This is a genomic window from Tsuneonella sp. HG249 (genome assembly GCF_053819205.1).
Genome location: NZ_JBSOQY010000001.1, coordinates 1,679,216 through 1,696,413, shown reverse-complemented (window position 1 = coordinate 1,696,413; position 17,198 = coordinate 1,679,216). Strand labels below are relative to the sequence as shown.

General features: G+C 66.3%; 16 protein-coding genes. 4 read left to right on the top strand and 12 right to left on the bottom strand.

Translation table 11 applies throughout. The features are described from left to right. Positions 1-2 precede the first annotated feature (2 nt). The gene (gene gltX, locus ACWPM1_RS08565; RefSeq protein ID WP_455694415.1) at positions 3-1,424 is read right to left on the bottom strand and encodes a glutamate--tRNA ligase; all 1,422 of its coding nucleotides are present in this window, start codon (positions 1,422-1,424) and stop codon (positions 3-5) included. A gap of 30 nt (positions 1,425-1,454) precedes the next feature. Here gltX and ACWPM1_RS08560 point away from each other — a divergent pair, with 30 nt between their 5' ends. Continuing rightward, the gene (locus tag ACWPM1_RS08560) at positions 1,455-3,635 is read left to right on the top strand and encodes a ComEC/Rec2 family competence protein (protein ID WP_455694414.1); all 2,181 of its coding nucleotides are present in this window, start codon (positions 1,455-1,457) and stop codon (positions 3,633-3,635) included. Positions 3,636-3,647: 12 nt separating this feature from the next. On the opposite strand, the gene lexA is transcribed toward ACWPM1_RS08560, so the two are convergent. From lexA to ACWPM1_RS08510, 10 genes are all read right to left on the bottom strand, one after another. Next, a complete protein-coding gene (gene lexA, locus ACWPM1_RS08555; protein WP_455694413.1) occupies positions 3,648-4,328 on the bottom strand; it encodes a transcriptional repressor LexA in 681 nt (226 codons plus the stop codon). Positions 4,329-4,437: 109 nt separating this feature from the next. Next, the gene (gene moaC, locus ACWPM1_RS08550) at positions 4,438-4,911 is read right to left on the bottom strand and encodes a cyclic pyranopterin monophosphate synthase MoaC (RefSeq protein ID WP_455694412.1); all 474 of its coding nucleotides are present in this window, start codon (positions 4,909-4,911) and stop codon (positions 4,438-4,440) included. 153 nt (positions 4,912-5,064) lie between these two features. After that, entirely contained in the window at positions 5,065-5,850 is a 786-nt protein-coding gene (gene trpC / locus ACWPM1_RS08545) for an indole-3-glycerol phosphate synthase TrpC (protein ID WP_455694411.1), read from the bottom strand. Further along, positions 5,847-6,839: an anthranilate phosphoribosyltransferase gene (gene trpD / locus ACWPM1_RS08540; RefSeq protein ID WP_455694410.1), complete on the bottom strand. Its 993-nt coding sequence runs from the start codon at positions 6,837-6,839 to the stop codon at positions 5,847-5,849. The genes trpC and trpD overlap by 4 nt, the downstream gene beginning before the upstream one ends. Continuing rightward, positions 6,836-7,420 (bottom strand): anthranilate synthase component II, encoded by a 585-nt coding sequence (locus tag ACWPM1_RS08535; RefSeq protein ID WP_455694409.1) that lies wholly within the window; start codon positions 7,418-7,420, stop codon positions 6,836-6,838. The genes trpD and ACWPM1_RS08535 overlap by 4 nt, the downstream gene beginning before the upstream one ends. Further along, complete coding sequence (gene pip / locus ACWPM1_RS08530; protein WP_455694408.1) at positions 7,417-8,376, bottom strand: prolyl aminopeptidase; 960 nt, start codon at positions 8,374-8,376, stop codon at positions 7,417-7,419. The genes ACWPM1_RS08535 and pip overlap by 4 nt, the downstream gene beginning before the upstream one ends. Next, complete coding sequence (locus ACWPM1_RS08525; protein ID WP_455694407.1) at positions 8,369-8,905, bottom strand: hypothetical protein; 537 nt, start codon at positions 8,903-8,905, stop codon at positions 8,369-8,371. Before ACWPM1_RS08525 ends, pip begins: the two co-directional genes overlap by 8 nt. Then, on the bottom strand, positions 8,902-9,720 hold the full coding sequence (locus tag ACWPM1_RS08520) for a phosphodiester glycosidase family protein (RefSeq protein ID WP_455694406.1): 819 nt from the start codon (positions 9,718-9,720) through the stop codon (positions 8,902-8,904). Before ACWPM1_RS08520 ends, ACWPM1_RS08525 begins: the two co-directional genes overlap by 4 nt. Further along, a complete protein-coding gene (locus tag ACWPM1_RS08515) occupies positions 9,717-11,231 on the bottom strand; it encodes an anthranilate synthase component I family protein (protein ID WP_455695145.1) in 1,515 nt (504 codons plus the stop codon). Before ACWPM1_RS08515 ends, ACWPM1_RS08520 begins: the two co-directional genes overlap by 4 nt. Positions 11,232-11,242: 11 nt before the next feature. Continuing rightward, on the bottom strand, positions 11,243-13,177 hold the full coding sequence (locus ACWPM1_RS08510) for a SurA N-terminal domain-containing protein (RefSeq protein ID WP_455694405.1): 1,935 nt from the start codon (positions 13,175-13,177) through the stop codon (positions 11,243-11,245). A 194-nt stretch (positions 13,178-13,371) separates the two neighbouring features. Here ACWPM1_RS08510 and tpiA point away from each other — a divergent pair, with 194 nt between their 5' ends. From tpiA to ACWPM1_RS08495, 3 genes are all read left to right on the top strand, one after another. Then, a complete protein-coding gene (tpiA, locus tag ACWPM1_RS08505) occupies positions 13,372-14,136 on the top strand; it encodes a triose-phosphate isomerase (protein WP_455694404.1) in 765 nt (254 codons plus the stop codon). 74 nt (positions 14,137-14,210) lie between these two features. After that, positions 14,211-14,558: a preprotein translocase subunit SecG gene (gene secG / locus ACWPM1_RS08500; protein WP_455694403.1), complete on the top strand. Its 348-nt coding sequence runs from the start codon at positions 14,211-14,213 to the stop codon at positions 14,556-14,558. Between the two features lie 91 nt (positions 14,559-14,649). Further along, positions 14,650-16,281 carry a CTP synthase gene (locus ACWPM1_RS08495; protein WP_455694402.1) on the top strand — a complete coding sequence of 544 codons (1,632 nt, stop codon included), beginning with the start codon at positions 14,650-14,652 and terminating at the stop codon, positions 16,279-16,281. 312 nt (positions 16,282-16,593) lie between these two features. Here the strand turns inward: ACWPM1_RS08495 and ACWPM1_RS08490 are convergent, their stop codons facing one another. After that, entirely contained in the window at positions 16,594-17,070 is a 477-nt protein-coding gene (locus ACWPM1_RS08490) for an Hsp20 family protein (RefSeq protein ID WP_455694401.1), read from the bottom strand. Positions 17,071-17,198: the final 128 nt, after the last annotated feature.

The window sequence follows — 17,198 nt, the reverse complement described above, 5'->3', positions numbered from 1 at the left end:
CCTTAAGCAGTGTGACCCGCGCCGGCGGGGGCCACTAGTGCGTCGAGCCGCGCGAGCGATTCCTCCCGGCCAAGCAAGGCCAGAACGTCGAAAATTCCCGGCGACGTCGTCGTCCCGGTCAAAGCCGCGCGCATCGGTTGCGCCAGCTTGCCCAAACCGAGCCCAAGCTCCTCTGCGTAAGCCTTGAGGTTGGCCTCGAGCCCCGTCACCGTCCAGTCGCTTTCCGTATGCAGCCGTGCAGAAATATTTGCGAGCAGTTTGCGCGCGTCGGGCGTGATCAGGGGGGCCGCCTTCTTGTCCAGCTGCAGGGGCCGGGTCTTGAACAAAAACTCTGCGCCCTCAGCGAGTTCGATCAGGTTCTTCGCGCGCAACTTAAGCTGCGGCATGGCCTCGGTCAACAAACCCACGTCGGCCTGGGGGCCGATCCTGTCCGCGATCAGTGCAGCAAGCCGGGCGTCGTCGGCCTCGCGGATGTAATGGCCGTTGAGGTTCAGCAGTTTCTTGGTGTCGAACCGGCTCGGGCTCTTGCCCACGCCGGCGAGGTCGAACAACTCGATCGCCTCTTCGCGGGATATCTCCTCGCGGTCCCCATGACCCCAGCCGAGCCGCAGCAAGTAATTGAACACCGCTTCCGGGAGCAGGCCCATCTCGTCGCGATATGCATCCACCCCGACCGCGCCATGACGCTTCGACAACTTCGCGCCGTCCGCCCCGAGAATCATCGGGACATGGGCATAGACCGGTTCAGGCCATCCCATGGCTCGAAGGATCACGAGTTGGCGGAACGCATTATTGAGGTGGTCGTCACCCCGGATGACGTGGGTCACGCCCATATCGTGATCGTCGACCACCACCGCGAGCATGTATGTTGGCGTGCCATCGGACCGCAGCAGGACGAAATCGTCTAGTTCGCTGTTGGCCACCGTAACGGTGCCCTGAACCTCGTCTTCGATCGTGGTCTCGCCATCTCGCGGCGCTTTGACGCGCACGACATAGGCGGCATCGGCGGGCCAGCTAGCAGCCTCGGCGTCGCGCCAATCGCTGTCGATGCGGAAGGTGCGGCGTTCCGCCTGCGCCTTGGCACGGCGCTCAGCCAGCTCTTCCGAGGTGAGATAGCAGCGATAAGCGGCCCCCCGCTTGATCAGCTCGTGCGCGACTTCCGCGTGACGGGCCGACCGTTCGAACTGGAACATTGGGGGTTCGTCCCCTTGCAGGCCGAGCCATCCCAGGCCGTCGAAGATCGCGGCGATCGCCGGCTCGGTCGAGCGGGCGCGGTCCGTGTCCTCGATCCGTAGCAGGTACTTGCCGCCATGGTGGCGGGCGTAAAGCCAGTTGAATAACGCCGTTCGCGCGCCGCCGATGTGGAGAAATCCGGTGGGCGACGGAGCGAAGCGCGTAACCACTTCTCCGTTAGCGCTTGCCATCCGAATTATCGTCCTTATCCAATGGCTTCCATGGCAACTCGCATAGTGCCGCTGGTACCCATGGGGGAGGGTGAACCGCCGGCCGATGCTGCAGTGCAGCGGCCTTGGCGCAAGGCGATGCGGTTGTCCAGTGTCGGGGACTTCGCCGAGCGCTTCCTGGCGACGGCGGCATTCGATCGGGCACCTTGGCTGGCGATCGCACTGGCCGGCGGCATTGCAGCTTGGTTTGCTTTGCCCGGCCCGACCGCTTGGCTCTTGTGGCTCGGGCTAAGCTTGCTCGGAGCGCTCGCGGCGGCGACCCTTTGGCGCGATAGCGACGAACGAGGCGAGCTGCGCCGTGCAGGGATTGCCATTGGTTTGCTTGCAGCTGGCGGGCTAGCACTTGTGTGGACGCGATCGGAAGCGGTCGGGGCCCCGCCGCTCGACCGGCCCCAGGTGTTATGGATCGATGGACGCGTGCTCGAGCGCGAGGATCAGCCGGCGGAGGACCGCGTCCGCCTGACGCTAGCCTATCGCGACGCCGAGGCTGGCGAGGCGCGCAAGGTGCGGGTCAATGTTGCCCCTGAGCATATGGCATCCGGTGTGGCCGAGGGCGCGCGGGTGAAGGTGCGCGCTCGCCTGATGCCGCCGGGGTCGCCAATGGTGCCGGGCGCCTACAACTTCGCCCGCACGGCGTGGTTCGCCGGTCTTGCCGCGACCGGCAGCGCGATCGGTCCGGTCGCCGTGATCGAGCCCGCGCCGCCAGGCGGGGGCATGGCACATCTGCAGCGCCGGTTGTCCGCACACGTGCGCTCACGGGTTGAAGGCTCGCCGGGCAGCATCGCCGCTGCTTTCGCGAGCGGGGATCGCGGAGGCATCCCTGAGGCCGACGAAGCCGCGATGCGCGATTCCGGGCTTACGCACCTTCTTTCGATCAGTGGGGTCCACGTCAGCGCGGTCATCGCGGCGACCTATTTCCTGGCCATTCGCCTGCTCGCTCTGTGGCCGTGGCTGGTGCTGCGAGTCCGCCTGCCGTTAGTGGCGGCGGTCGCCGGGGCGGGGGCCGGCCTAGCATACACGCTTCTGACGGGCGCGGAGGTGCCGACCGTGCGCAGTTGTATCGGTGCCTTGCTGATCCTAGTCGCCTTGGCGCTCGGGCGCGAGCCTTTGTCGATGCGCATGGTCGCTGCCGCTGCGATGATCGTCCTGTTGATGGTGCCTGAAGCGTTGGTGGGGCCGAGCTTCCAGATGAGTTTCGCCGCGGTAATCGCCATCGTCGCGCTACACGAAGCGGCGCCGGTAAGGGCATTTCTCGCCCCGCGCGAGGAGGGCTGGTTCGCACGCGGGGGCCGGCGAGTGGCGATGCTCCTGCTTGCCGGCATCGTCATCGAGATCGCGCTGATGCCCATCGTGCTGTTTCACTTCCACCGGGCGGGGTTTTACGGTGCGCTGGCCAATGTCGTCGCGATCCCCCTGGTTACGTTCGTATCGATGCCGCTGATTGCACTGGCTCTTGCGCTCGATGTCGTCGGCGGCGGGGCGCCGGTCTGGTGGCTGGCGGGCAGGTCGCTCGATTTCCTGCTGGAGATTGCGCGGTTCACAGCGGCCCAGCCGGGCTCGGTGCGGCTGATGCCGCAGATGGGGATGATGACGTTTGCCCTCTTCGTCATGGGCGGGCTGTGGTTGGCGCTGTGGCATGGCAGGAGGCGCGCGCTCGGGTTGGTGCCCGTGATGGTTGGAACCGCGTTCCTCGTGGCGACCCCCAAACCGGATGTGCTCGTCTCCGGAGATGGCCGAAACGTCGGCATTGCCGGGGCAGGAGATCGGCTCCTGGTGCTGCGCGAGGGACGCAGCGATTTTGCCACGGATAACCTGCTCGAGCTTGCCGGCGTTGAAGGCGAGCCGATCCCCCTGGAGCGATGGGGCGGGGCGCGCTGCAACCGCGAGTTCTGCATCGTGTCGTTGCCGCGGCCGGAGCGGGATTGGACACTTGTCATGGCCCGCAACCGTTCGCGGATCGAGGAGCGCGCGCTGGCTGCGGCTTGCGAACGGGTCGACATCGTGATTGCGGACCGTTTCCTGCCGCGCAGCTGTGTCCCGCACTGGCTCAAGGCCGACCGCCGCTATCTGCAGGAGAGCGGAGGACTTGCCCTTTATCTGGAAGGCGAATGGATCGCCTCGGTTGGTGAAGTCGAGGGCGCGCATCCATGGTGGACCTTGCGCGGACGCTAGGTTCCGACGAGATCAGTGATACCGGCGCAGCAGGCCTGCCAGCTTGCCCTGTACCTTCACCTCGTTCGGGCGGTACACCTGCGGCTCGTACGCCCCGTTGGCGGGGTCGAGCCGGATCATCCCATTCTCGCGGCGGAGGTACTTGAGGGTGGCTTCCTCGTCGCGCACGAGCGCGACCACGATCTCCCCATCGCGGGCGATGTCGGTCCGCTTCACGAGGGCGAAGTCGCCGTCGAATATGCCGGCCTCGATCATCGAATCGCCGGAAACCTCAAGCGCGTAGTGCTCGCCCGGTCCAAGCAGGGCGGCAGGCACCGGCAGCGTGCTCTGGCCTTCGAGCGCCTCGATCGGAACGCCGGCAGCGATCCGGCCGTGCAGCGGCAGCTCGATGATATCGTTGGCGGGCTGGCGCACGGCGGTTACCGGGCGAAGCGGAACGACGTTGTCGTTGGCCCGAGGGCGCGGTGCCGCGACGGAATCCTCCGGTTGCCGGATGACTTCAAGGGCCCGGGCGCGATTGGGCAGGCGGCGGATGAAGCCGCGTTCCTCGAGCGCCGAGATAAGCCGGTGGACGCCGGACTTGCTCTTGAGGTCGAGCGCCTCCTTCATTTCCTCGAACGAAGGGGAAATCCCGCTTTCCTCGAGCCGAACGGTGATGAACTGAAGAAGCTCGCGCTGCTTGGCGGTCAGCATGCCACTCTATCCCCAACTACCGTTCCAATTCGGGAACGAACGTGGAACAATTAGGCAACTTGTCAATCCGCGTCAAGCCATTCCCCGAGCGGGCGAGTAACGATCCCTCTCAACCCGTAGCGCGCCATTGACCGGACTTGCCGCCGGTCTTCTCAAGCAAACGAACGCCTTCCACGACCATGCTCTTGTCGAGCGCCTTGGCCATATCGTAGATTGTCAGAAGCGCCACGCAACATGCTGTCATCGCTTCCATCTCGACGCCTGTTCGGCCGGTAAGAGAAGCCTGGGCCCGGGCTTCGATCGCATCGTCGTGGAATGTGAAATCGAGCGTTACCGATTCGAGCGCAAGCGGGTGGCATAGCGGGATAAGCTCGGCAGTCTTCTTTGCGGCCATGATCCCCGCGACGCGGGCGACGGCGAGCACGTCGCCCTTGGGCCCGTCGCCCTCGCGGATCGCGGAAAGCGCCGCGGCTTTCATTCGGATCTGCCCGGCCGCCGTTGCGGACCTGGCGGTATCGCGCTTGCCGCCGACATCCACCATTCGCGCGGAACCCGTCTCGTCGACGTGGGTCAAGCCGTTCATGCCGGCCCCCTGTTGGATTCGGTACGGTTCCGACACAGTTCGACGACTCCAATGGAGGGGGCCGGAACGGCCATATCGAGACGGAAGGGGAAGGATGGAATCGCGGTCATCGGTCGACCATGACGATTCGAAGCCATGTAGGAAAGCGCGAGTTCAGCCCTGCAGTAGCGAGCGGGTCGCCGCTTCCACGTCCCGCGCGCGCATGAGGCTCTCGCCCACCAGGAATGCCCGCACCCCCGATCTCGCCAGACGCTCGCAGTCCGCATGGCTCTCGATCCCGCTCTCGCCCACGAGGAGCGTTCCGGCGGGGACGCGGGACGCGAGGCGCTCGGTGGTCGCGAGGTCGGTGCGGAAGGTCTTGAGATCGCGGTTGTTGACCCCGATCAGCCGCGAGCGCAGGTGCGCCGCGCGATCCAACTCGCGTGCGTCGTGCACTTCGACCAGTACGTCCATCCCGCGCTCGATGGCCGCCGCTTCGATCTCGGCCATCAAACCGTCGTCGATCGCGGCCACGATGATCAGGATCGCGTCCGCCCCGATCGCACGCGCTTCGGCTACCTGCCAAGGGTCGATCATGAAGTCCTTGCGCAAGACCGGCAGGACGCACGCACGGCGGGCGTCCGCGAGGTAATCCTCGTGACCCTGGAAATAGGGGGCGTCGGTGAGCACGGAAAGGCACGCCGCGCCGCCTCGTTCGTAAGCCACCGCGTGCTCGGCGGGCCGGAAATCTGCCCGGATCAGTCCCTTGGACGGGGATGCCTTCTTGATCTCGGCAATCAACGCGAAGCCATCGCGAGCCTTCGTCTCCAGCGCGTTTCGGAAACCCCGGGGGGCGGTCTGCTCCTTCGCAAGCCGGTCGAGGTCGCCGACCGTGGCCATGCCCATGCGCGCTGCGATCTCATCGCGTTTGGTCGCGCAGATTTCCTCGAGCTTGTTCATCGGGCGAGGTCGATCCACCGGGCAAGCAGCGCCTCGGCGCGGCCCGAGTCGAGCGCTTCGGCAGCCATCGCGGCGCCATCGGCGTAGGATTCGGCCTTTCCGGCGATCATCAGCACCGCGCCGGCGTTGAACAGCACGGCGTCGCGGTACGGGCCCGGCGCACCCATGAGCAGCGCCTGCAGCGCCTTCGCGTTATGCGCCGCATCGCCGCCGCGAATGGCCTCGATCGGCGCGGTGGGCAGACCGGCTTGCGACGCGCGTGCGCGGCGCATTTCCCACTCGTTCCCCTGCACATCGGCAACTTCGTTGCCGCCGGCGAGGCTGAGCTCGTCGAGTCCCTCGTCCCCCGACACGATCAGTGTCCGCTCGGTGCCGAGGCGGGCCTTGGCTTCGGCGTAGATCGGCACGTAGGCCGGGCGGGCAATCCCGATGAGCTGGCGCTTCACGCCAGCGGGGTTCGATAGCGGGCCCATCAGGTTGAAGATCGTCCGCTGGGCAAGCCGCTGGCGAATGGGCTGTATACGCGCCATCGCCGGATGATGGTTCCTGGCGAACAGGAAGCAGATTCCGATTTCTGCCAGCGACTTCTCGGCGGTTCTTCCCGCGGCTTCCATGTCGAGCCCAAGCGCTTCGAGCGTATCGGCAGCGCCGGCCTTGCTGCTCGCGGCCCGGTTGCCGTGCTTGGCCACCGGCACCCCGGCAGCGGCGGCCACCAGGCTGACCGCGGTCGAGACGTTAAGGGTGTGGTGCCCGTCTCCCCCGGTGCCGCAGCAGTCCACGGCATCCTCGGGCGCCGAAATCGGGATGAGACGCGCACGCAGCGCGCGAGCGGCGCCGGCGATTTCGTCCGCGGTCTCTCCTCGGTCGGACAGGGCGACCAGGAACCGCGCGATCTCCTCGTCGCTCGTTTCGCCGTCGAGCAGGGCCCCGAACACCCTCTCGGCCTCGCTTTCGCCGAGATGCGGCTCGACCGGCGGCAGCGCGGTCACGCGCGCGCCTTCGCCGCGATGCCGCACATGGCGAGGAAGTTGGCGAGCAAGTCGTGGCCGTGCTCGGTAGCGATGCTTTCCGGGTGGAACTGGACCCCGTGGATCGGCAATTCGGCGTGGCGAAAACCCATCACATGGGTATCGTCCGAAGTGGCGTTGATCTTTAGGTCGGCCGGAATGTCCTCCACCACCAGCGAGTGATAGCGGGTTGCCGTGAAGGGCGAGGGGAGGCCGGCGAACACGCCGCTGGCGTCATGACTGACCGGAGAAGTCTTGCCGTGCATCAGGCCGCCGCGAACGACCCGCCCGCCGAAGTGCTGGCCGATGGCCTGGTGGCCGAGGCAGACGCCGAGCAGCGGCTTGCCTGCGTCGGCGCAGGCCGCCACGAGATCGAGGCTGATTCCGGCCTCGTTGGGCGTGCACGGCCCGGGGCTGATGAGGAACCCTTTGGCGTTGGTGCGCAGCGCCTCGGCCGCGGTCAGCGCGTCGTTGCGCTCCACTCGCACCTCGGCACCCAGTTCCATCAGGTAATGGACCAGGTTGAAGGTGAAACTGTCGTAGTTGTCGACGACCAGGATCATCCAATGCCCTCGGCAAACCGGTCGGTGGCGCGCACCAGGCCGTCGGTAATGCCGGGCTCCGTGAACAGGTGGCTGGCATCGGGCACGATCTGCAAGTCTACTTCCGGCCACGCCTTCTTGAGCGCCCATGCGGCCGCCGGCGGCGTGCAGCAGTCGTGGCGGCCCTGGACGATGACCCCCGGGATACCGCGCAGTTTCGCTGCGTCGCGCAGCAACTGGCCGGGCTCCAGCCAGCACTTGTGGCGGAAGTAGTGCGTTTCGATGCGGGCGGTGGCGACGGCGTTTTGCCCGTCCGCCATGTTCTCGATGGTCTCTTCCTCGGGAAGCAGCGTCACCGTGACGCCCTCCCAGCGGTTCCACGCGCTGGCCGCCGCCTTGCGCACCTCGGGGTCCGCGTCGTCGAGCAGCCGGATGTACGTTTCCAGCAGGTCGCCGCCGCCGTGCTTTCCGGCATGGTCGACGAAGCGCTCCCATTCCTCGGGATAGAGTTCGCTCGCGCCGTACTTGTAGAGCCAGTCGAGCTCGTTTTGCTCGCACAGGAAGATACCGCGCAGGATCAGTTCGGTCACGCGCTCGGGATGTCGCTCCGCGTACGACAGGGCGAGGGTGGAACCCCAGCTGCCGCCGAACACCTGCCACGTTTCGTGGCCGCACATCTCGCGCAGCTTCTCGATGTCGGCGACGATGTCCCAGGTGGTATTCGCCTCGAGGCTGGCGAACGGCGTGGAGCGGCCGCAGCCGCGCTGGTCGAACAGCAGCACGTCGTAGCGCTTCGGATCCCACTGGCGGCGATGCTTGGGGCTGCAACCCGCGCCGGGCCCGCCATGGAGCATCACCGCGGGCTTGGCGCCCCGAGTGCCGACCCGTTCCCAATAGATGGAGTGGCCGTCGCCGACCTCGAGCATGCCGTGATCGTAGGGCTCGATCTCGGGATAGAGGGTACGGCGTTCAGACATCGAGTCTTCCTTCGCGGCTGTCGGCGAGCCGGTCGTGAAGGGCGGCCAGCGCGGGGTCGCCCAGGATCTGGTGGGGTACTACGAAGAACAGCCGGGGTGCCGGTTGCACTATGGTGACGCGATCGTCCGCGCGCCAGCCGTAAAGCTTGGCCCACGGATATGCGGCAGTCGAGTAAGCGGTGTGGTGCCGGAACTCCTGGTCGTCGAACGAGACGGTGATCGGGCCCTCGAAATTGGGATTGAGGCTTAGTGTAGCGTGCGCGGCACGTCGCTGAATGGCCGGAGCCGCGAGCAGCACCACGACGAGAAGGGCGAACAGAAACGTTGCCACGCCGGCGAGAGCGGTGAGCAGCGGGTTGGCGAACAGGCGCGCGGGCGTGCCGATGAGCAGCGCGAGGGCAATCACACAGACTACCATGCCGATCCACAGAAGCGGAACTACGCGCCGCGAGCCCTTCCGGCGGCCCATTAGCCGGAAGGCGCGGACGAGGTCGTCCTGGGAAAGGGAGTATTCGAACTCGCCCGTCATGGCCGGTCCCCTTCCTCGACGACCAGCATCGGTCCGATCGGTGCGCGGGCGTCCATCCGCCCACTCGCCGGATCCCACAGGCTCGAGACCGCGCCGTCGAGGTAAAGCGCGTTCTCCACCTTGAGCGAATCGCGGAAATAGCGCGCCAGCTTGCCGAAGCTCACCGGTCCTTCGCTGATTACGAAGTGCGCGCGGCCCGCGCCGTCGACCCCGACGCCATTGCGGACGGTGCGGCTCGGGCCGTCGTCGGTGATCTCGGGGTGGAGCTTGCCACCGACGACCAGCATCGGCCCGCTCTGAGTGCCGAACTCAGGCCGGTCGCCGACCTCGCTGTAGAACTCGTCGGCCGCCATCACCCGCCACTTGCCGCCGGTGCCGAAGAACACGCCGTTGGGCTTCATGTGGAAGTTGCCGGCGCCGTCGTTGCGGTTGAGTTCCTTGCCGCGCTCGCCATCGCGGACATAGTATCCGATCGGCTTGCCTTCGTCGTCGAACATGCCGGCATTGACCGCGAACGCCACTTTGGGCGCGCCCGCGGGGCGGGCAGCGGCGAGCGCCTCGAGCCCGCGGTAGGGCGGGCTGCCGAGCATCGTGGTGATGCGGTGCCGGGCCGGATCGGCGACGCAATCTGTGAAGCTCGCGTCCTCGAACGTTACCGTCTTGCAGGCCGAGGCCACACCCGCGGTCGGGCCCGGAGAGGGGGCGACGGAGGCCTTTCCGGGGTCGTCGAGATCGATCCGTGTGACCGGGTCGCCGCCGGCCTGCTCGTTGCATGCTGCAAGAAGCACTAGAACGGGCAAGATTAAGCGCTTCATTGACCGAATCCGGGCTCTTGCGCTTGCCGCGCCGCCTCGCGCGCGGCGGCGATGAGCGCGCCCGCCTTGGCCTCGCACTCGCGCTGCTCGTAAGCCGCATCGCTGTCGGCGACGATGCCCGCTCCCGCCTGTACGTGCATGACCCCGTCTTTCACCACCGCGGTGCGCAGGACGATGCATGAATCGAGGCTGCCGTCGGGCGCGAAGTAACCCACCCCGCCCGCGTACGGCCCGCGCGCGTCGCTCTCGAGCTCGGCGACGATCTCGCAGGCCCGGATCTTGGGCGCTCCGCTGACGGTCCCGGCGGGGAAGCCGGCGAACAGCGCATCGAGCGCGTCGTGCGCTGGGTCCAGCCTGCCCACGACGTTGCTGACGATGTGCATGACATGGCTGTACCGCTCGACAGTGAAACTGTCGGTGACTTCGACGGTGCCCCGCGCGGACACTCGCCCGACATCGTTGCGGCCGAGATCGAGGAGCATGAGGTGTTCGGCACGCTCCTTGGCGTCGGCGAGCAGGCTGGTTTCCGCCTCGCGGTCGGCCTCTGCGGTCGCGCCGCGCGGCCGGGTGCCGGCGATCGGCCGGACAGTCACTTCGCCCTCCCGCACGCGGACCAAGATCTCGGGGCTCGAGCCCACCACCGCGAACCCTGGCAGATCGAGGAAGTATAGAAAGGGGCTTGGGTTGACCCGCCGCAGCGCGCGATAGAGGGCGAACGGAGGCAGCGGGAAAGGGCAGGAAAAGCGCTGCGAGAGGACGACTTGAAACACATCTCCCGCCTCGATGTACGCCTTGGCGCGCCCGACCATCGCGGCGAACTCCGGAGCCTCGATCGCGGGCGTCAGCGCCATCTCCGGCACGACAGGGGGAGTAGGCGCGGCAGGAGGAGCCTGTATGAGGCGCCGCAGCACTTCGTCGATCCGATCGGCTGCCCGGTCCACCTGCACAGCGGGGCGATCCTCGCCCACCCACAGCGGTGCTATGCAGAACAGTTCGTCCCCCAAGCGGTCGAACACCAGCACCAAGGTTGGGCGGGCGAACAGCATGTCGGGCAGGCCAAGGCCGGCCCCCGCAGCGCGCGGTAGCTTTTCGACCAGTCCGATCGTCTCGTAGCCGAAGTAACCCACCAGGCAGGCGAGGGCTGACGGGAGACCATCAGGCAGGTCGATCCGGCAGCTTTCCACTAGCGCGCGAAGCTCGGCGAGCGCTCCCTTGCCGCACCGCTCGAACGCCTGACGGTCGATCTTCCACCGGCGATTGATTTCCGCCCGATCGCCTTCCGCGCGGAACAGGAGATCGGGATCGAGCCCAAGCAGACTATATCTGCCGCGGACCTCGCCGCCTTCGACTGACTCCAGCAGAAAGTCGCCGCGCCCCGGCTCAATCAGTTTGACGGCCGCTCCAACGGGGGTCTCGGCATCGGCGACCACGCGCCGCCAGACAAGCGCTGACCGTCCGGCTGCCAGCGCCGCGCGCGCCGCATCGGCGTTTTCGGGAGCGGCGCCGCCCAGCGCGCTAACCCTCAGTTTTCGCTCGTGCCGGTGAGCTGCTTTCGCACGGCGGCGATCGCGTCGGCGTTGCGCTCGACCTCGGCTTCCTTGCGAATGGCAGCGCGCAATGCATCGCCATATTCACGCCCGAGCAATTGTCCCAGACTGGTCACCGCCTGACCCAAAAGTGGGTCGTTCGGCGCGATCTTCCCAGGCTCGATGCGATCGACTGTCACGACGTACCAGCCAGCATCATTGGCTGCTTCCAGTCGCTTGGCGCTGTTCTTCGCCATCGAGAACAGCAGCGCCAGCGGAGGCGGCACACGCTGACCCTGCTGCGCCAGTTCACCGCGGGTCATGTTCACCTGATCGATCGCCGGCAGGGCCCGGTTCTCGGCGGCGGTGGCGGCCGTCAGCGTCTGGCCCTTGGCAATCCGCGCAAGAATTCGGCCTGCGGCAGCCTTGGCCGCCTTCGAGCCGACTTCGCGACGCCAGCCGGCGATTACGTCGTCGCGGATTTCGGTGAGCGGGGCAGCCGCAGAGGGGGTGATGCGCGAAGTCTCGAACATCATGTAAGTCGAGCCGCCGGGGACCGGCGCCACCTGAGGCTCGCCTTCTTCCATTTCGAATGCCGCCTGGAGCGCGGGGGCAAGTATCGCAGGTGCCGTCTCGCCGGGCGATCCGTAAACGCGGCCGTCCGCGGCGAGCGGCTTGGTGACCTGTACCTGCAACTTCAGCTCGCGGGCAATGTCGGCCAGCGTGTTTCCCTCGTCGATGCGCTGTTCGACATCGGCCGCGAGGTCGGCAATGGCGCGCGCGCGCTTCTCATCGCGAAGTACCGGGACAATCTCGGCCCGCGCCTGCTCCAGCGAGCGCGTCTGCGTAGTGGCCGCCGAATCCACGCGCACGACGAACCAGCCGAGCCCGCCCCGGGCCGGGGTGGCGATCGTCCCGCGCGCTGCGGAGAATGCCGCGTCGGCCACGGCCTTGGAAGACTGCCCCGTGTACGCGGTTCGATCGACGTTGGTGACCTTGCTGGTCTCCAGGCCCGCTTCGCGCGCCGCGGCTTCGAGAGAAGCAGCGCCGCGACCGGCGATCGCCTGCGCGGCCTGACGCGTAGGGACTATCAACTGTGTAAACGAACGCAGTTCCTTGCCCGCATACTTGGCCGCCCGGTCGCGACTGTAGCGCGCTGCGATCTCCGCGGCTGTCGGCTCGACGTCGCCGACGGCCTCCGGACCGAACACGGCATACCGCAATATGCGGCGCTCCGGGCGAATGTATTCGCTCCGATTGGCGTCGTAGAACGCGGTCAACTGAGCAGCGGTCGGCGCGGCGGTGGGCGCGAAGGCGTCGCTGGGGATCAACGCCACAGCGCCTTCGCGCAGTTCGCGCGTGAGCGCGGCATAGCGGGCGGCGATCTTCGCCGGCATCTTCGCCCCGAACGCCGCCGGCACGAGCACCTGTTGGGCGCGCAAGCCGTCGCCGAGGTCACGGCGCACGGCGGCGTCGGTCAACTGCCGCTGGGCGAGCACCTGCTGATAAGCCGCCTCGCTGAACTGCCCGTCGGGTCCCGCGAACGCGGGGATACGGCGGATTTCGCTATTCACGAGGTTGGTCCCGGCAAGTAACCCATACTCTTCAGCCCACCAGCTAATCGCGCGGCGATCAAGGAGCTGGTCGAGCACGTTGTCGAGCCCGCCCTGCTGGACGAAGGCCTGCATCGACAGGGTGGGGTTCTGCTGGCGAATCTGGTCGATGGCCACGTTCGCGGCATCCGCGAAGTCCTTGGCGCTGATTTTCTCGTCGCCGACCACCGCCACGTTGTCTCCGCCAGCGATCCCGCCGAAGGTTCCGGTGTTGGCCACGTCGCTGACCGCGAAGGCGAGGCCGATCAGGCCGATGAAGGCAATCGTGATGCCGAGGCCGATCCTGGACTTGAATACGTTGCGGAAACCTTGGAGCATATCGATCCGTCGAGACGAGGGGTTAGACTGACGCGACAAGCGCGCCCTTTGGCGGGGGCTTTAGATGCCATGCGACCTTGCCGCAACAGGTGGTGCGCCGTTTTGGCGCCAGGGTTAACATGGGTCTTTGCGAGCGGGTCCCGGTGTGGTTATGGGCCGCCGCCAATCTCCACGCGAACTCCGGGAATTCCTGCATGGCCCTGCGGCCCTACATCGTCGGCAACTGGAAAATGAACGGCACTCGCGCCATGCTTGCCGAAGCGCGCGCTATCGATCGTTCCGCGCAGCGCCTGATGAAGGTCGAGGTGGCGATCGCGCCGCCCTACACGCTGATCCACGCCGTCCATCGGGAAGCCGAACAGATTGGCATTGGGGCGCAGGATTGCAGCCCGGACCTCGATGGTGCCTTCACGGGGGACGTATCGGCGGCGATGGTCGCCGACGCAGGTGCCAAGTTCGTGATCCTGGGGCACAGCGAGCGCCGCGAAGGGCATGGCGAGACCGATGCCCTTGTCCGGGCCAAGGCCGACGCGGCGCTGGCAGCCGGCCTCAAGCTGATCATCTGCTGCGGCGAGACCGAGGCCACTCGCGACGAAGGCGGTGCGGCGGAATACGTGACCGGGCAACTTGCCGGTTCGCTTCCGGAAGCGCTCGAGGGCGCGAGCGAGCGGCTGTCGGTAGCCTACGAGCCGATCTGGGCGATCGGCACGGGCCGCACCCCTACCGTCGCCGACGTCGCCGCCATGCACCGCGCCATCCGCGCGCTGCTCATCGCTCGCTTCGGAGCGGAGGAGGGCGGGGCGGTGCGGATACTTTATGGCGGGTCCGTGAAGCCCGAGAATGCGCGCGACCTGCTAGGTGCGGACGAAGTCGGCGGCGCGTTGGTGGGCGGCGCAAGCCTCACGGCGGAATCCTTCCTTGGCATCGTCATGGCCGCGGTCGACCTGCAAGACGCCTGAACCGGCACGCCCTTGCCGCAAGGCCCTCGCGCGCCTAAGTGCGCTGCCAGAACCGATCACGAGAACGCCTGCCGATGTCGCTTTTCATTTTCCTGCTCGTCCTTCAGGCCGTCGTGGCTGCCGCGCTCGTCGGGGTGATCCTGATGCAGCGTTCTGAGGGCGGCGGTCTGGGCATCGGCGGCAGTCCAACGGGGCTGATGAGCGCACGGGGCGCGGCTGATTTCCTGACGCGCGCGACACGCTGGCTCGCGATCATCTTCGTGATGCTTTCGATCGTCCTCGCTGCGCTCGCAGCCGGCACGTCGAATAGCGGCGTCTCTGTTGAATCGACGCTCGACCGCGGGGCGCCGGTTCAGACCGCACCGCAGCCAGCCCGGGCTCCGCCGCCCGCCGACGATCCACTCGCCGACCTCACAAAGTAGCTTCAAGCGACCAGCCGGTTGTGGATTGCGGCGTTTCGCGGTCTATCCCCGCTTGCGCCCCCCCCAGTCGAGCGCTTAAGGCCCGACTCCCATGGCGCGGTATATATTTATCACCGGCGGCGTGGTCTCCTCGCTCGGCAAAGGTCTCATGGCGGCGAGCCTCGCCGCTCTCCTGCAGGCGCGCGGTTTCCGTGTGCGCATCCGCAAGTTCGACCCGTACCTGAATGTCGATCCGGGAACCATGAGCCCGTATCAGCACGGCGAGGTCTACGTGACCGACGATGGCGCGGAAACGGACCTCGACCTGGGCCATTACGAGCGGTTCACCGGCGTCTCGGCGCACCAAGGCGACAACATCACCAGCGGTAGGATCTATCGCGATATCATCGCCAAGGAGCGCCGCGGCGATTACCTCGGCGCGACCGTCCAGGTGATCCCGCACGTCACCGATGCAATCAAGCAATTCGCGCAGGCTGACACCGAGGATCTCGACTTCGTGCTATGCGAAATCGGGGGTACGGTAGGGGATATCGAGGGCCTGCCGTTCATCGAAGCACTGCGCCAGCTGAGGAACGAGCTCGGACGCGAGAATACATGTTCGGTCCACGTGACGCTGGTGCCTTACATCGCCGCGGCGGGCGAACTGAAAACCAAGCCGACCCAGCATTCGGTGCGCGAGATGACCGGGCTCGGCATTCAGCCCGACATCCTGCTGTGCCGCTGCGAGAAGCCGCTGCCAGACGGTGAGCGGGCCAAGATTGCGCTGTTCTGCAACGTGCGCAAGGAAGCTGTCATTCCCGCGCTCGATGCCAGCAGCATCTATGCCGTGCCCCTGCAATATCACCGCGAAGGCCTGGACGACGAGGTCCTGCGCCACTTCGGGATGACCGCTCCTTCACCCGACCTGGCCCGGTGGGACGACATTCTCGATCGCTACGAGCATCCCGAAGGCGAGGTGACGATCGGGGTGGTCGGCAAGTACGTCGGGCTGCCGGACGCTTACAAGTCGCTCAACGAAGCGCTTGTTCACGGGGGCATGGCCAATCGGGTCAAGGTCAACATCCGCTGGATCGATGCCGAGCTGTTCGAAAAAGATGACGAAGAGATCGCTGCCCGGCTCGAGCCGATGCATGGGATCCTCGTACCCGGTGGCTTCGGCGAGCGCGGGAGCGAAGGCAAGATCGCCAGCGTCCGGTTCGCCAAGGAGCGCAAGGTGCCGTTCTTCGGCATCTGCCTGGGCATGCAGATGGCCTGTATCGAAGGCGTCCGCGGGGCGGGCATCGAAGCGGCGAGCTCAACCGAGTTCGGCCCCACCGACGAGCCAGTGGTGGGCATCATCACCGAATGGATGAGCGCCGAGGGCCTGCAGCAGCGAAGCGCGGAAGGCGATCTCGGCGGAACCATGCGACTGGGTGCGTATGAGGCGAGCCTGTCAGGTAACAGCCACGTCAGCACGATCTACGGCGGCGCGACTTCGATCTCGGAACGGCACCGTCACCGTTACGAAGTCAATTCGGCCTACAAGGGCGCGCTGGAGAAGGACGGGCTGGTGTTCAGCGGTATGTCACCCGATGGTCTTTTGCCCGAGATCGTCGAACGGCCCGACCATCCATGGTTTATCGGCGTCCAATTCCACCCGGAACTCAAGAGCAAGCCCTTCGAGCCGCACCCGCTTTTCGCCGGCTTCGTGAAGGCGGCCCTGCAGCAGGCCCGACTGGTCTGATCAGGTGGTCCGTGGCTCAAAGCGAGGCAGTAGGGCAATTTCTTACAAGCGTTAGCCTGCAAGAAGGAATATATCTTGCCAATTGTAAAAACGCGTCGCAGTGAGCGGCGCGAGCAAGATTATCTTTTGCTAAGTTTGGGGCGCGTTGCCGGCAGTCCGCCGTTTGCAGTCGAATCCCGCGGCAAGAGGTGGGGCTTGGCGCGGGTTTGATCGTCTTCTGCGACCCGGACGGTCAGATTCGCCTGAGGCGACGTTCACGTCGCGGGGGCGGGCCGCAAGGTCCGCCCCCATTCGTTCGAGGTCAGGTGCGGCTCAAGCCGCGTTCGACTTGTCTTCGTTGTCCTGCACCACTTCCAGCGCCGGCTGCCCGCCGACGTGGATTTTCTTAGGCTTCATCGCATCGGGCACCTCGCGCACGAGATCGATCGTCAGCAAGCCGTCCGCCAGGTCGGCGTTCTCGACGCGGACGTAGTCGGCCAGCTCGAACCGACGCTCGAACCCGCGGTTGGCGATGCCAAGATGCAGCATCTCCCCCTGCGCGTTCTCGGGGCGCTTCTTGCCCTGGACGACGAGCAGGTTCTGCTGCGCGGTGATGTCGAGGTCGCCCGCACGGAAGCCCGCTACCGCGAGCGTGATGCGGTATTCATCCTCACCCTTCCGTTCGATATTGAAGGGGGGATAATTGTCGCCGCCGACGTTGTTGTTGCGAACCTGGCTTTCGAGAATGTCGAACAGCCGGTCGAATCCCACGGTGGTGCGGCGATAGGGAGTGAAATCAAGCCGTGACATGAAACAAATCCTCCTATGAGCAATTTGACTTGTCGGCGGACCCGAATAGCCGGCGCCCGCCAGGTTTGCCTTCCCGCCCGCGATGCGGCACGGTCCGGCGGACCCGAGATAGTTTTGCCCTTAGGGCC

Coding starts and splice junctions, on each gene's coding strand:
- ACWPM1_RS08495 (WP_455694402.1), top strand. CDS start 14,650: ATGGCGCGGTATATATTTATCACCGGCGGCGTGGTCTCCTCGCTCGGC.
- trpC (WP_455694411.1), bottom strand. CDS start 5,850: ATGAACAAGCTCGAGGAAATCTGCGCGACCAAACGCGATGAGATCGCA.
- moaC (WP_455694412.1), bottom strand. CDS start 4,911: ATGAACGGCTTGACCCACGTCGACGAGACGGGTTCCGCGCGAATGGTG.
- pip (WP_455694408.1), bottom strand. CDS start 8,376: ATGTCTGAACGCCGTACCCTCTATCCCGAGATCGAGCCCTACGATCAC.
- lexA (WP_455694413.1), bottom strand. CDS start 4,328: ATGCTGACCGCCAAGCAGCGCGAGCTTCTTCAGTTCATCACCGTTCGG.
- ACWPM1_RS08510 (WP_455694405.1), bottom strand. CDS start 13,177: ATGCTCCAAGGTTTCCGCAACGTATTCAAGTCCAGGATCGGCCTCGGC.
- ACWPM1_RS08535 (WP_455694409.1), bottom strand. CDS start 7,420: ATGATCCTGGTCGTCGACAACTACGACAGTTTCACCTTCAACCTGGTC.
- ACWPM1_RS08525 (WP_455694407.1), bottom strand. CDS start 8,905: ATGACGGGCGAGTTCGAATACTCCCTTTCCCAGGACGACCTCGTCCGC.
- tpiA (WP_455694404.1), top strand. CDS start 13,372: ATGGCCCTGCGGCCCTACATCGTCGGCAACTGGAAAATGAACGGCACT.
- secG (WP_455694403.1), top strand. CDS start 14,211: ATGTCGCTTTTCATTTTCCTGCTCGTCCTTCAGGCCGTCGTGGCTGCC.
- ACWPM1_RS08560 (WP_455694414.1), top strand. CDS start 1,455: ATGGCAACTCGCATAGTGCCGCTGGTACCCATGGGGGAGGGTGAACCG.
- gltX (WP_455694415.1), bottom strand. CDS start 1,424: ATGGCAAGCGCTAACGGAGAAGTGGTTACGCGCTTCGCTCCGTCGCCC.
- ACWPM1_RS08520 (WP_455694406.1), bottom strand. CDS start 9,720: ATGAAGCGCTTAATCTTGCCCGTTCTAGTGCTTCTTGCAGCATGCAAC.
- ACWPM1_RS08490 (WP_455694401.1), bottom strand. CDS start 17,070: ATGTCACGGCTTGATTTCACTCCCTATCGCCGCACCACCGTGGGATTC.